Annotated in this window: 15 protein-coding genes; all 15 read left to right on the top strand. The window is 66.5% G+C overall.

The genetic code is table 11. From position 1 onward, the window contains the following. Window positions 1-66: 66 nt before the first annotated feature. The 15 genes from rpsA to mnhG all read left to right on the top strand — a co-directional run bounded on the left by rpsA (window position 67) and on the right by mnhG (window position 13803). On the top strand, window positions 67-1755 hold the full coding sequence (gene rpsA / locus VAPA_RS08445; protein ID WP_012746757.1) for a 30S ribosomal protein S1: 1689 nt from the start codon (window positions 67-69) through the stop codon (window positions 1753-1755). 72 nt (window positions 1756-1827) lie between these two features. Continuing rightward, complete coding sequence (locus VAPA_RS08440) at window positions 1828-2142, top strand: integration host factor subunit beta (RefSeq protein ID WP_021006346.1); 315 nt, start codon at window positions 1828-1830, stop codon at window positions 2140-2142. A gap of 45 nt (window positions 2143-2187) precedes the next feature. After that, window positions 2188-2526, top strand: coding sequence for a LapA family protein (locus VAPA_RS08435; protein ID WP_021006345.1), 339 nt, complete (start codon window positions 2188-2190; stop codon window positions 2524-2526). Beyond that, window positions 2516-3694 (top strand): lipopolysaccharide assembly protein LapB, encoded by a 1179-nt coding sequence (lapB, locus tag VAPA_RS08430; protein WP_021006344.1) that lies wholly within the window; start codon window positions 2516-2518, stop codon window positions 3692-3694. Before VAPA_RS08435 ends, lapB begins: the two co-directional genes overlap by 11 nt. A gap of 150 nt (window positions 3695-3844) precedes the next feature. Further along, window positions 3845-4201 (top strand): ComEA family DNA-binding protein, encoded by a 357-nt coding sequence (locus tag VAPA_RS08425; protein WP_021006343.1) that lies wholly within the window; start codon window positions 3845-3847, stop codon window positions 4199-4201. 187 nt (window positions 4202-4388) lie between these two features. Further along, entirely contained in the window at window positions 4389-5357 is a 969-nt protein-coding gene (gene dctP, locus VAPA_RS08420) for a TRAP transporter substrate-binding protein DctP (RefSeq protein WP_021006342.1), read from the top strand. Between the two features lie 21 nt (window positions 5358-5378). Beyond that, window positions 5379-5888: a TRAP transporter small permease gene (locus tag VAPA_RS08415; RefSeq protein ID WP_021006341.1), complete on the top strand. Its 510-nt coding sequence runs from the start codon at window positions 5379-5381 to the stop codon at window positions 5886-5888. Continuing rightward, window positions 5881-7182: a TRAP transporter large permease gene (locus tag VAPA_RS08410; RefSeq protein WP_021006340.1), complete on the top strand. Its 1302-nt coding sequence runs from the start codon at window positions 5881-5883 to the stop codon at window positions 7180-7182. Before VAPA_RS08415 ends, VAPA_RS08410 begins: the two co-directional genes overlap by 8 nt. A 31-nt stretch (window positions 7183-7213) precedes the next feature. Continuing rightward, window positions 7214-7591 carry a fluoride efflux transporter CrcB gene (crcB, locus tag VAPA_RS08405; RefSeq protein WP_021006339.1) on the top strand — a complete coding sequence of 126 codons (378 nt, stop codon included), beginning with the start codon at window positions 7214-7216 and terminating at the stop codon, window positions 7589-7591. A gap of 91 nt (window positions 7592-7682) precedes the next feature. Then, window positions 7683-10634 (top strand): monovalent cation/H+ antiporter subunit A, encoded by a 2952-nt coding sequence (locus VAPA_RS08400; RefSeq protein ID WP_021006338.1) that lies wholly within the window; start codon window positions 7683-7685, stop codon window positions 10632-10634. Beyond that, entirely contained in the window at window positions 10634-10987 is a 354-nt protein-coding gene (locus VAPA_RS08395) for a Na+/H+ antiporter subunit C (RefSeq protein ID WP_021006337.1), read from the top strand. Before VAPA_RS08400 ends, VAPA_RS08395 begins: the two co-directional genes overlap by 1 nt. After that, window positions 10984-12687 (top strand): monovalent cation/H+ antiporter subunit D, encoded by a 1704-nt coding sequence (locus VAPA_RS08390; protein ID WP_021006336.1) that lies wholly within the window; start codon window positions 10984-10986, stop codon window positions 12685-12687. Before VAPA_RS08395 ends, VAPA_RS08390 begins: the two co-directional genes overlap by 4 nt. Next, a complete protein-coding gene (locus tag VAPA_RS08385; RefSeq protein WP_021006335.1) occupies window positions 12684-13175 on the top strand; it encodes a Na+/H+ antiporter subunit E in 492 nt (163 codons plus the stop codon). The genes VAPA_RS08390 and VAPA_RS08385 overlap by 4 nt, the downstream gene beginning before the upstream one ends. Next, window positions 13172-13450, top strand: a complete 279-nt coding sequence (locus VAPA_RS08380; protein WP_021006334.1) for a K+/H+ antiporter subunit F — start codon at window positions 13172-13174, stop codon at window positions 13448-13450. Before VAPA_RS08385 ends, VAPA_RS08380 begins: the two co-directional genes overlap by 4 nt. Continuing rightward, window positions 13447-13803, top strand: a complete 357-nt coding sequence (mnhG, locus tag VAPA_RS08375) for a monovalent cation/H(+) antiporter subunit G (protein WP_021006333.1) — start codon at window positions 13447-13449, stop codon at window positions 13801-13803. Before VAPA_RS08380 ends, mnhG begins: the two co-directional genes overlap by 4 nt. Window positions 13804-13813: the final 10 nt, after the last annotated feature.

Here is a 13813-nt window from a genome sequence, read left to right as displayed (position 1 = left end):
CCCACAGCAGCCGCACGCAATTTCGCATGAGCGCCTGCCAACCCTGCCTGACGGAAGGAACCATAAATGTCTGAATCTTTTGCCGACCTATTCGAAGAGTCCCTGAAGCGTTCCGAAATGCGCACCGGCGAGGTCATCACGGCCGAAGTCGTGCGCGTCGAACACAACCACGTGGTGGTCAACGCCGGCCTCAAGTCCGAAGCGTACGTGCCGATCGAGGAGTTCAAGAACGACAAGGGCGAACTCGAAGTCCAGGCCGGCGATTTCGTTTCCGTTGCCATCGGCAGCGTTGAAAACGGCTACGGCGACACCATCCTCTCGCGCGACACCGCCAAGCGTCTGGCTTCGTGGCTCGCCCTCGAGAAGGCCCTGGAATCGGGCGACTTCGTCACCGGCACCACCAGCGGCAAGGTCAAGGGCGGCCTCACGGTGCTTGTCAACGGCATCCGCGCGTTCCTGCCGGGCTCGCTGATCGACACGCGTCCGATCAAGGACCTGACCCCGTACGAGAACAAGACCCTGGAATTCAAGGTCATCAAGCTCGACCGCAAGCGCAACAACGTCGTGCTGTCGCGCCGTGCCGTGGTCGAAGCCAGCATGGGCGAAGAGCGCGCCAAGCTGATGGAAACCCTGAAGGAAGGCGCAGTCGTGCGCGGTGTCGTCAAGAACATCACCGAATACGGTGCGTTCGTCGACCTCGGCGGCATCGACGGTCTGCTGCACATCACCGACATGGCATGGCGCCGTGTTCGCCACCCGAGCGAAGTCGTTCAGGCCGGCCAGGAAATCACCGCCAAGATCCTCAAGTTCGACACCGAAAAGAACCGTGTCTCGCTGGGTCTCAAGCAAATGGGCGACGACCCATGGATGGGCGTTTCGCGCCGCTACCCGCAATCGACCCGCCTGTTCGGCAAGGTCACGAACATTGCCGACTACGGCGCGTTCGTCGAACTCGAACCCGGCATCGAAGGCCTGGTGCACGTCTCCGAAATGGACTGGACCAACAAGAACATCGCTCCGAACAAGATCGTCTCGCTGGGCGACGAAGTCGAAGTCATGGTCCTGGAAATCGACGAAGACAAGCGCCGCATCAGCCTGGGCATGAAGCAGTGCAAGGCCAACCCGTGGCAGGAGTTCGCGCAGAACACCAAGCGCGGCGACCGCGTCAAGGGCCCGATCAAGTCGATCACCGACTTCGGCGTGTTCGTCGGTCTGGCTGCCGGCATCGACGGCCTGGTGCACCTCTCGGACCTCTCGTGGAACGAAGCCGGCGAAACCGCCGTTCGCAACTACAAGAAGGGCCAGGAAGTCGAAGCGATCGTGCTGGCCGTGGACGTGGACCGCGAGCGCATCAGCCTGGGCATCAAGCAGCTCGACAGCGACCCGTTCACCACCTTCACCACGGTGAATGACAAGGGCCAGATCGTGACCGGCAAGGTCAAGACCGTGGACGCCCGCGGCGCTGAAATCGACCTCGGCGAAGACATCATCGGCTACCTGCGCGCCAGCGAAATCTCCCGCGACCGCGTGGAAGATGCACGCAACGTGCTGAAGGAAGGCGACGAAGTCACCGCCATCGTCGTGAACGTGGATCGCAAGACCCGCAACATCCAGCTGTCGATCAAGCAGAAGGACATGGTCGACGAACAAGGCGCCATGGCCAACCTGAGCCAGCAGTCGGCACGCGAAAACGCGGGCACGACGAGCCTGGGCGCCCTGCTGCGCGCCAAGCTCGACAACAACGACAGCAAGTAAGCTGAGTCCGAAGACAGAGCAGGCCCTGGGGCCGCTCTGTCTTTTTTTTTCGTCCACGTTTTTGTTTGGCCTATGACCCGCTCTGACCTCGTCGAAGAACTCGCAGCGCGCTTCGCGCAGCTGACGCACCGCGATGCCGAATACGCCGTCAAGACCATCCTCGACGCGATGAGCGACGCGCTGGTGCGCGGGCACCGTATCGAGATCCGCGGTTTCGGCAGCTTCTCGGTCAACCGGCGTCCGCCGCGCATCGGCCGCAACCCGCGTTCGGGCGAGAGCGTTCAGATCCCCGAAAAGCGGGTGCCGCATTTCAAGCCCGGCAAGGCATTGCGCGAGGCCGTCGACGCCAAGACCGCCGAACTCGACGCCAAGGGCCGCAAGGCCTGATCGCATGGATGCAAACGTAGAATGCTCCCGGCAACGGGAACGGCTATGAAATACCTCCTGTGGCTGCTCAAGGCAGCCATTTTTTTTACGCTTTTTGCTTTCGCGCTGAACAACCAGCACGACGCAACCGTCTATTTCTTCTTCGGCACGCATTGGCGCGCGCCCCTGGTGCTCGTCGTGCTCGCAGCTTTCGCCGGTGGCCTGGTGGTAGGTGCGCTCGGCATGCTGCCTGGATGGTGGAAGCACCGTGCGGCGGCAGCACAGGTTCCGGCCACGCGCGGCGACGAAGCCGCGGCTCCTGCGCCATCCGTGCCTGCTCCGGCAGCAGCGCCGTCGTCCATTTCCGCCACCGACCTACCCACCGTACGCCAACATGGACTTTGATCCCAGCTGGCTGCTGATCAGCCTGCCCGTTGCCTTTGTCCTGGGCTGGCTTGCCTCGCGCTTCGATATCCGGCAGCTCAAGCTCGAGAACCGGCAAGCCCCCAAGGCGTATTTCCGCGGCCTCAACTTTCTTCTCAACGAACAGCAGGACCAGGCCATCGATGCCTTCATCGAGGCCGTGCAGAACGATCCCGACACGCAGGAACTGCACTTCGCCCTCGGCAACCTGTTTCGCCGGCGCGGCGAATACCAGCGTGCGGTGCGCGTGCACGAGCATCTGCTGGGTCGCGGCGACCTGAGCCGCAGCGACCGCGAACGCGCCCAGCATGCGCTGGCGCAGGATTTCCTGCGCGCCGGACTGCTCGATCGCGCCGAAGCCGCGCTGCAAAAACTCGAGGGCACGCGCTACGAGAACGAGGCGCGGCTTTCGCTTCTGGCCATCTACGAGCGTTCGCGCGAATGGGCCCAGGCCGCCGCCGTGGCGCAGAAGCTCGACGAGTCCGACCAGGCCAGCTACAGCACGCGCCGAGCCCACCACCTTTGCGAGCAGGCCTCCGAACAAGTGGCGGCCGGCGACCTGGCCGCGGCCGGCCGGCTGCTGTCCGAGGCGGTCGCGCTGGCCCCGCAGGCACCCCGCCCCGCCATCGATTCCGCCACGCTGCAGTTGCGCAACGGCGACGGCGCCAAGGCCTTCGGCACCCTTGTCGCCCTGAGCGACACCGCCCCGCTCGCCCTGCCGTTGTATGCCGCTGCACTGCAACAGGCCGCAGTGGCCGCCCACTGCGAGGGCGAAGCGCTCACGCTGCTGCAACGGCACTATGCCGAGTCGCCGTCGATCGACGTGCTCGAAGCGCTGATCGCGCTCGGCGGCTCGCCGACCAATGCGATTCCGGCGGCCAACGGCCAGCCACTCGCTCCGCGCGACGGCTACATCGCGCATCTCGCCCAGCAGCCCTCGCTGGTCGCCGCCTCGCGCTGGCTTGCGGGCGAGCGCTTCGAGCACGAGCAGTTCCACCCGCAGGTGCAGCGCGCGCTCGACCAGGCCACGCGGCCGCTCATGCGCTACCGCTGCGCCGCGTGCGGCTTCGAAGCGCACCAGCATTTCTGGCACTGCCCCGGATGCCAAGCCTGGGACAGCTACCCGCCGCGGCGCGTCGAAGAGCTCTGAGCCACATTCCGAGCACGTTTCTGAACAATGGTGAACGCAGCCCCTGCAGGGGGCGAGGGCGTCAACACGCCTTTCCCTGAACCGTTGAACGCGAGCCGGCGTCTTCTGCCGGCGAACTGTCATATCAACAAATCAGGGAGTTTGAAAATCATGTTGAAGAAAATCCTGGCCATGGCGGCCATGCTGTTCGCGGTTGTCTCGTTCGCTGCCGTCGACGTCAACAAGGGCACGGCTGCCGATCTCAACGGCATCAAGGGCGTCGGCCCCGCAATGTCCAAGCGCATCCTCGACGCACGCAAGGAAGTCGAGTTCAAGGACTGGCCCGACTTCATGCAGCGCGTCAGGGGCGTGAAGGAAAAGAAGGCCGAGAAGCTGTCGGCCGAAGGACTCACGGTCAACGGCAAGGCCTTCGGCGGCCAGGCATCAGCCCCCGCCGCCTCGAAGGCGGACAAGGTCGCCAAGGCGCCCAAGGCCGCCGATGCCGAAGCGAAGCCCACCAAGCCCTGATTGAATCGCCTCGGGGTCCGCTGCGACCCCGCAGTCAAAGCCGCCGCGAAGGCGGCTTTTTTGTCTGCGCTGCGGCAGGAGATCGGCGGCTGCACAACGCCGCGTGGCAGGGAAATGCCTCAGGAGTGGCCCGGAATTTGCACGTATGCTCGTTTTCGTTTTCACTTTCATACGTTCCGGAGCGCTCATGAATCACAAGTTCGGCATTGCCCTCGCTGGCCTCACCCTCGGCGCCGCGGCCTTCGCGCAAACCAAGTGGGACCTGCCCACGGCCTACCCCGCCGGCAACTACCACACCGAAAACATCACGCAGTTCGCCAGCGACGTGGAAAAGGCGTCCGCCGGCAAGCTCAAGATCACCGTCCATGCGAATGCCGCGCTGTTCAAGGCGCCCGAGATCAAGCGCGCCGTGCAAGGCGGCCAGGCCCAGCTGGGAGAGATCCTGCTGGTGAACTACCAGAACGAATGGCAGATGTTCGGCGCCGACGGCATCCCGTTCCTGGCCGACAGCTACGACGCCGCATGGAAGCTGTACCAGGCGCAGAAGCCGGCGCTTGAAAAGAAGCTGGCCGAGCAGGGCCTCGCGCTGCTGTACACCGTGCCCTGGCCGCCCCAGGGCATCTACGTGAAGAAGCCGATCTCCTCCGCGGCCGACCTCAAGGGCGTCAAGTGGCGTGCCTACAGCCCCGCCACCGCGCGGGTCGCCGAGCTCGTCGGCGCACAGCCGGTCACGGTGCAGCAGGCCGAACTCTCGCAGGCCATGGCCACCGGCGTGATCGAGTCGTACATGTCGTCGGGTTCCACCGGCTACGACACCAAGACCTACGAATACATCAAGAACTTCTACGACACCCAGGCCTGGCTTCCCAAAAATGCGGTGCTGATGAACAAGAAGGCCTTCGACGCGCTCGACAAGCCCACGCAGGAGGCCGTACTGAAGGCCGCCGCCGAGGCGGAGAAGCGCGGCTGGGATATCTCGAAGAAGAAGACGCTCGAATACATCGATCTGCTCAAGAAGAACGGCATGGCCATCCACGTGCCTTCGGACCAGCTCAAGGCCGACATGAAGAAGGTGGGCGACACCATGCTCAAGGAATGGCTTGAGAAGGCCGGACCCGATGGCCAGGCGGTGGTCGACGCATACAAGAAGATGTGACGCAACGCCGAACAGCCACCGATGCGAAAGACGCTTGATTTCCTCTACAACAGCGCCGCCGCCCTGGCGGCGCTTTTCATGGTCGGCCTGCTGGTGATGGTGCTGCTCTCCATCATCGGGCGGCAACTCCATTTCAACATTCCAGGCATCGATGCCTATGCCGGCTACCTGATGGCCGGTGCCGGTTTTCTTGCGCTCGCCCACACGCTCAAGCGCGGCGAGCACATCCGCGTGACCCTGGTGCTGCAGAACCTGCCGCCCGCGGCGCAGCGCTGGCTCGAACGCTGGGCAATGGGCGCAGGCGCCCTGCTCGCGGTGCTGTTCGCCTGGTACAGCGCGCGGCTGGTGTTCCAGTCGCACGACTTCCACGACATTTCCACCGGCAACGACGCCACCCCCTTGTGGCTGCCGCAGCTCTCGATGGCCGTGGGTGCGCTGGTGTTCGCCATTGCAGCCTTCGACGAGTTCGTGATCGAGTGGCGGGGAAGACCTGCCAAGCCGGTCGAGACGGAGGCATTGCGCCATGAGTGACATTGCCGTTGCAGGCCTGCTGATTGCCGCGCTCTTCCTGATCCTGGGCAGTGGCGTGTGGATCGGCCTCACGCTCTCCGGCGTGGCGTGGATCGCCATGCAGATTTTCTCGTCCCGCCCCGCGGGCGATGCCATGGCCGTGACCATCTGGGGCTCGGCCTCGAGCTGGACGCTCACCGCGCTGCCGCTGTTCATCTGGATGGGCGAGATCCTGTTCCGCACGCGGCTCTCGCAGGACATGTTCAAGGGTCTCGCGCCCTGGATGCAAAGCCTGCCGGGCCGGTTGCTGCACACCAACGTGGTGGGCTGTGCGGTGTTCGCGGCAGTGTCGGGCTCGAGCGCCGCCACCTGCGCCACCATCGGCAAGATGAGCCTGCCCGAACTGAAGCGGCGCGGCTACCCGGACGACATGGTCATCGGCACGCTGGCCGGGGCCGGCACGCTGGGCCTCCTGATCCCGCCTTCGATCATCATGATCGTCTATGGCGTGAGTGCGGACGTGTCGATCGCCCGGCTGTTCATTGCGGGCGTGATCCCGGGCATCCTGCTTGCGCTGCTGTTCTCGGGCTACATCGTGTTCTGGTCGCTGCGCCACCCGGACCGCATTCCGCCGGCCGATGCGAAGCTGCCCTTCATCGAGAAGCTGAAGGCCTCGATGTCGCTGATCCCGGTCGCGCTGCTGATCCTGTCGGTGCTCGGATCCATCTACGCGGGCATTGCCACCGCCACCGAAGCGGCCGCCGTGGGCGTGGTCGGCGCCATGGTCATCTCGGGCGCACAGGGCTCGCTGAACTGGCACAGCTTCAAGGAAGCGCTGCTCGGCGCCACGCGGCTCTACTGCATGATGGCACTGATCCTCGCGGGCGCGGCCTTCCTCACGCTCGCCATGGGCTACATCGGCCTGCCGCGCCACCTGGCCGAATGGATCGGCTCGCTCGGGCTCTCGAAGTTCCAGCTGATCGTGATGCTCGCGGCGTTCTACGTGGTGCTGGGTTGCTTCCTGGACGGCATCTCGATGGTGGTGCTCACCATGGGCGTCATCATGCCGACGGTCACCGCCGCCGGCATCGACCCGATCTGGTTCGGCATCTTCATCGTGCTGGTGGTCGAGATGGCGCAGATCACGCCGCCCGTGGGCTTCAACCTGTTCGTGCTGCAGGGCATGACCGGCAAGGACCTGCTCTACATCGCCCGCGTCACGCTGCCGATGTTCTTCCTGATGGTGGCGGCCGTGCTCATCATCTACTTCGTGCCGCAACTGGTCACCTGGCTGCCGCAGCAGATGGCGCCATAAACAGCACCGGGCGTGCCCCGACAATAGGCCGATGCTGCTTCCGATTCTTGCCATCTGCATGGGTGCCTCCGTGGGCGCGCTGGCGCGCTGGGGCCTCGCACTCTGGTTCGGCGCCAGCGGGCTCATGCCCTGGGGCACGCTGGCCGCCAACCTGATCGGGGGCTACCTCGTCGGCGTGGCCATTGCCTCGTTCCATCTGCTGCCCGACCTCGATCCGGCCTGGCGGCTCGCACTGGTCACGGGCTTTCTCGGCGGCCTGACGACCTTCTCGAGCTTCTCGGCCGAGGTCGTGACCATGCTTCTCGAAGGCCGGCTGGGCGTGGCACTGCTCACGGCAACGGCCCACCTCGGCGGATCGCTGTTCCTGACCTGGCTGGGCATACGCAGCGTGCAGGCCCTGGCCGCCTGATCGATCGACCCATCGCCAGGCGGCAAGGCCGTCGATTTTCACGGGTTTCCGGGAGAATTCTTCAAAGGGCCGGTCGATAGAATCGACCGCAATGCCCCTGGTCTTTCTCGTCGCACTTCCCTTCATTGCCAGCGTGCTGGCCGCGTTGATGCCGTCGAACGCGCGCAATCGGGAGTCGACGCTGGCGGGGCTCGTCGCACTGGGCTGCGCGGTGCAGACCGCATGGTTCTTTCCCCAGATCGCGCGCGGCAACGTGCTGCGCCAGGAGATCGCGTGGCTGCCCGAGCTCGGGCTCAATCTCGTGTTCCGCATGGATGGCTTCGCGTGGCTGTTCTGCATGCTGGTGCTCGGCATCGGCGCGCTGGTGGTGCTCTATGCGCGCTACTACATGTCGGCCTCCGACCCGGTGCCGCGCTTCTTCTCTTTCTTTCTCGCGTTCATGGGCGCGATGACGGGCGTGGTGCTCTCGGGCAACCTGATCCAGCTGGTGCTGTTCTGGGAGCTCACCAGCCTGTTCTCCTTCCTGCTGATCGGCTATTGGCATCACCGCCGGGACGCGCGGCGCGGCGCGCGCATGGCGCTCACCGTCACCGGTGCCGGCGGGCTCTGCCTGCTGGCGGGCGTGGTGGTGCTGGGCCGCATCGCGGGCAGCTACGAGCTCGACGTGGTGCTCGCCTCGGGCAACGAGATCCGCGCGCATGCCCTCTATCCCGCGGCCCTGGTGCTGATACTGCTCGGCGCCTTCACCAAGAGCGCGCAGTTCCCGTTCCACTTCTGGCTGCCGCGCGCCATGGCGGCACCAACACCGGTCTCGGCCTATCTGCATTCGGCCACCATGGTGAAGCTCGGCGTGTTCCTGATGGCGCGGCTGTGGCCGGTGCTGTCGGGCACCGAGCAGTGGTTCTGGCTGGTGGGCGGCGCGGGCGCGATCACGCTGCTGCTCGGCGGCTTTGTCGCGATGTTCCAGCGCGACCTGAAGGCATTGCTGGCCTATTCGACCATCTCGCACCTCGGTCTCATCACGCTGCTGCTCGGCCTGAACAGCCCGCTGGCGGCGGTGGCGGCGGTGTTCCACATCATGAACCATGCGACCTTCAAGGCATCGCTGTTCATGGCGGCCGGCATCATCGACCACGAGAGCGGCACGCGCGACATCCGCAAGCTCAGCGGCCTGCTGCGGCTGATGCCGATCACGGGCACGCTGGCGATCATCACGAGCGCATCGATGGCCGGCGTGCCGCTGCTCAACGGCTTCCTCTCGAAGGAGATGTTCTTCGCCGAGACGGTGTTCATCCAGGCGACGCCATGGATCAACCTGAGCCTTCCGGTCATTGCCACCGTTGCAGGCATCTTCAGCGTGGCCTATTCGGCGCGCTTCGTGTTCGACGTGTTCTTCGGTCCGCCCTGCGGGCCCGACGTGCCGAAGCAGCCGCATGAGCCGCCGCACTGGATGCGCGTGCCGGTCGAGCTGCTGGTGCTGGTCTGCCTGGTGGTGGGCGTGGCGCCGGCCTGGTCGATCGGAGCGCTGCTGGCGGCTGCCGCCGCGCCGGTGGTCGGCGGCGTGCTGCCGGAATACAGCCTGGCCGTATGGCACGGCTTCAACCTGCCGCTGGCGATGAGCTTCGTGGCGCTGGCCGGCGGCATGGTGCTCTACCTGTCGCAGCGCCGCCGCCGCGCGCAGGGCAAGCTCGAACACACGCCGCTCCTGCACCGCTTCGACGGCCAGGCCATCTTCGAGCACCTGCTCGCGCAGCTCAGCGAGGCCGGCCGGCGCAGCCGCCGCGTGCTGGGCACGCGGCGCATGCAGTCGCAGTTGCTGCTGCTGATCGCGGTGGCCGCGGCGGGCGCCGCGGCTTCGCTCTGGACGACACCCGTCGCCCGTGGCGCCCGCGAGCTGCTGCCCTTCTCGCCGATGTTCGCAATGACCTGGCTCATCGGCGGTGTCTGCGCGCTGGCCGCGGCGTGGCAGGCCAAGTTCCATCGCCTTGCCGCGCTGATGCTGGCCTCGGGTGCCGGGCTGGTGTGCTGCGTGACCTACATCTGGTTCTCGGCACCCGACCTTGCGCTGACCCAGCTCGTGGTGGAGGCCGTGACCACAGTGCTGATCCTGCTGGGCCTGCGCTGGCTGCCGATGCGCAGCAAGGACACGGTCCAGTCCGCGCGCGCCAGGCTGCGCCCCTGGGGCCGGCGCGGGCGCGACCTGCTGGTGGCGGCTGCCGCCGGCGGCGGCATGTCGGCGCTGGCGTGGCTGATGATGACGCGGCCGTTTCCGCAAAGCATCTCGCCCTTCTTTCTCGAGCATGCGCTGGCCGAGGGCGGCGGCACCAACGTGGTCAACGTGATGCTGGTCGACTTCCGCGGCTTCGACACCTTCGGCGAGATCACCGTGCTCGGCGTGGTGGCGCTCACGGTCTACGCCTTGCTGCGCCGCTTCAGGCCGGCCCGCGAATCGATGGCCCTGCCGGCGCAGCAGCGCGCGCAGGCCGACGATGGGAGCAGCGACTTGCTGAACCCGCGCCTCGCCAAGGACACGGCCGTGGGCTACCTGATGGTGCCGGCGGTGCTGGTGCGGCTGTTGCTGCCGCTCGCGGTGCTGGTGTCGGTCTATTTCTTCATGCGCGGGCACAACGCACCCGGCGGCGGCTTCGTCGCGGGGCTGGTGATGTCGGTGGCACTGGTGCTTCAGTTCATCGTCTCGGGCACCGAGTGGGTGGAAGAGCACCTGCGTATCTATCCGCGCCGCTGGATTGCCGCCGGCCTGCTGCTCGCACTGGTCACGGGCAGCGGCGCGGTGGTGTTCGGTTATCCGTTCCTGACCACCCACACCGCACACCTGCACCTTCCCGTCCTGGGCGAGCTGCACGTGCCGAGCGCCCTCTTCTTCGACATCGGCGTGTTCGCGCTGGTGCTGGGCGCCACCATGCTGATCCTCACCGCGCTGGCCCACCAGTCGATACGCAGCCACCGCTGGGCCGACGAGCAGCGCGAAAAGGAAGCCGAAGCCGCCGCGGCCGCCAGCGCAACGCCGGAAGGAGCGCACTGATGGAGATCGTGCTCGCCCTGGCCATCGGCGTACTCACCGGCTCGGGGGTGTACCTGCTGCTGCGTCCCCGCACCTTCCAGGTGATCATGGGCCTCACGCTCATCTCGTACGCAGTCAACCTGTTCATCTTCAGCATGGGGCGGCTCAAGCTCGACAGCGAACCCGTGCTGGTCAAGGGCATCACCGCCACGCTGACCAACACCGCCGACCCGATGCCGCAGGCCCTGGTGCTGACGGCGATCGTGATCGGCTTTGCGATGACGGCGCTGTTCCTCGTGGTGCTGCTGGCCTCGCGCGGCCTCACCGGCACCGACCACGTGGACGGCGAAGAGCAACAGGAGGCGGTGGAATGACGGGGCTGGTCCAGCTGCTCGACCAATTGCTCGAGTTCAGCATGCCGCACCTCGTCGCGGTGCCGATCCTGGTGCCCCTGCTCACGGCCGCATTGATGCTGCTGCTGGGCGAAAGCCGGCGCCGCACCAAGTCGGCGCTGAGCGTGGTCTCGGGGCTGGTGGGCCTGCTGGCGGCGCTCGCGCTGCTGCGCTGGGTGAATGCGCCGGAGACCGGCGACGGGCCGGGATCGATCGGCGTCTACCTGCCGGGCAACTGGCGGGCACCGTTCGGCATCGTGCTGGTGGCCGACCGGCTGTCGACCCTGATGGTGGCGCTCACGGGCGTGGTCGCCTTTGCGGCCTCGATCTACTCCACCTCGCGCTGGGACCGCGCCGGCGTGCATTTCCATCCGCTGCTGCAACTGCAGCTCATGGGCCTGAACGGCGCCTTCCTGACGGGCGACCTGTTCAACCTGTTCGTCTTCTTCGAGGTGATGCTCGCAGCCTCCTACGGCCTGCTGCTGCATGGCTCGGGCCGGCTGCGGGTACAGGCCGGGCTCCACTACATCGCCATCAACCTGGCCGCCTCGTCGCTCTTCCTGATTGGCGCGGCCCTGCTCTACGGCGTGACCGGCACGCTCAACATGGCCGACCTCGGCGAGCGCATCGCGCAGCTCGCGCCGGCCGACCGCGGCCTCGTGCATGCGGCCGCCGCCATCCTCGCGACCGCATTCTTCGCCAAGGCCGGCGCCTGGCCGCTCAACTTCTGGCTGGTGCCGGCCTACAGCGCAGCGGTGTCGCCCGTGGGCGCCGTGTTCGCGCTGCTGACCAAGCTCGGCATCTACACGCTGCTGCGGCTGTGGACGCTGCTCTTCGCATCGGATGCCGGTGCCTCGGCCGCGTTCGGGCAATCCGCACTCATCGCGATCGGGCTTGCGACGCTGTTCGCGGGCGCCATAGGCATCGTGGGCACGCAGCGGCTCTCCAACCTCGCGGGCTTCAGCGTGCTGGTGTCGGCAGGCACGCTGCTCGCGGCCATCGGCCTCGGGGAGCCGGCCGTGTGGGCCGGCGCGCTCTACTACCTGCTGAGTTCGACGCTGGCAGTCAGCGCCTTCTTCCTGCTCACCGACATGATCGAGCGCTGGCGCAATGCCGGCATGAGCGTCGCGCCGCACGAGAAGGCGGGCAATGCGCCGTTCCTGGCGGAAGACCTGCGCGTGCTCGACGACGTGAACCTCGACGACGAAGCGCAGGCGCTCTACGGCCGCGCGATTCCCGCCGGCGTGGCGTTCCTGGGGCTGAGCTTCATCGGCTGCACCCTGCTGCTCGCGGGCCTGCCTCCGCTGTCGGGCTTCGTGGGCAAGTTCGCGATGCTTTCGGGCGCCTTCTCCACCGGCGGCACATCGGTGCCCGCATGGATCTTCCTGGGGCTGCTGATCGCCTCGGGCCTGCTGGCGCTGATTGCGCTGAGCCGCACCGGCATGCGCCACTTCTGGACCCAGCCGCATCCCACCATGCCCGCCCTGCCCGCGCTCGAGGTGCTGCCGGTGGCCGGCCTGCTCGCGGCCAGCGTGGCGCTGACCGTCTGGGCCGGCCCCGTCATGCACCACGCCATCACCACCGCCGAAGGGCTGCGCACGCCCACCGCCTACCGCAACGCCGTGATGGGCGCGCGGCAGGTCGCCAACCCCGCGGCGCCCCCGAAAGGCCCGGCACCATGAAGCGCTGGATTCCCTCGCCACCGCTCTCGCTGGCGCTGTTTGCGGTGTGGCTGCTGCTCAACCAGTCGCTCGAAGCCGCAACGCTGCTGTCGGCCGCGCTGCTGGCCATTGCCGTTCCCCTGCTCACCAAGGGATTGCGGCCGGCCACCGTGCGCATGCGCAAGCCCTGGGTCGCGCTGCGGCTCGCGGGCCGGGCCTCGGCCGACATGCTGGAATCGGCGCTCTTCGTGGCACGGCGGCTGCTGACGCGCCGCACCTCGCGCATCGCCTCGCAATTCATCAACGTGCCGCTGGAGCTGCGCGACCCCAACGGGCTCGCGGTGCTGGCCATGATCATGTGCCTCACGCCCGGCACCGCATGGGGCGAGATCGCGTTCGACAGCAGCACGCTGCTGATCCACGTGTTCGACGTCGACGACGAAGCCGCTTTCATCGCCATGATCAAGCAGCGCTACGAGCGGCCCCTGATGGAGATCTTCGAATCATGACGCCTGTACTTTTCTGGGCCTTGAAGCTGGCGCTGCTGCTGCTGGCGGTGGCCATGCTCTGCGCGCTGGCCCGTCTGCTGGTGGGGCCCAGCGCGCAGGACCGCGTGATGGCGCTGGACTGCCTCTACATCAACGGCATGCTGATGATGCTGGTGCTCGGCATCGTCTATGCGAGCAACGTGTACTTCGAAGCCGCCATGCTGACCGCGCTGTTCGGCTTCGTCGGGTCGACGGCCATGGCCAAGTTCCTCTTGCGCGGGGAGGTCATCGAATGACGGATTTCATCGTGGGGCCGCTGCCCTTGTGGGCGGAAATCGTCACCGCCGTGTTCGCCGTGCTGGGTGCAGCCTTCGCCGCCATCGGCTCCTTCGGCCTCGTGCGGCTGCCCACCTTCTTCCGCCGCATCCACGCGCCGACGCTCGGCGCCACGGTGGGCGTGTGGTGCATGACGATCGCCACCATCGTCTACTTCTCGGTGCAGGGCTTCAGCCTCTTCCTGCACGCCGTGCTCATCGTCCTGTTCATTGCGCTCACGGCGCCCATCACCACCATCTTCCTGATGCGCGCCGCGCTCTTCCGTGAACGGCAAAAGGGCGGCGACGTGCCGCCGGCGGCGAAGTCGGGCTGACTGAACAGGA

The sequence above is a fragment of the Variovorax paradoxus B4 genome, assembly GCF_000463015.1.
Classification (GTDB): domain Bacteria; phylum Pseudomonadota; class Gammaproteobacteria; order Burkholderiales; family Burkholderiaceae_C; genus Variovorax; species Variovorax paradoxus_E.
The sequence above is the reverse complement of the archived record's forward strand: the minus strand, read 5'-3'. Positions and strand labels throughout refer to the sequence as shown.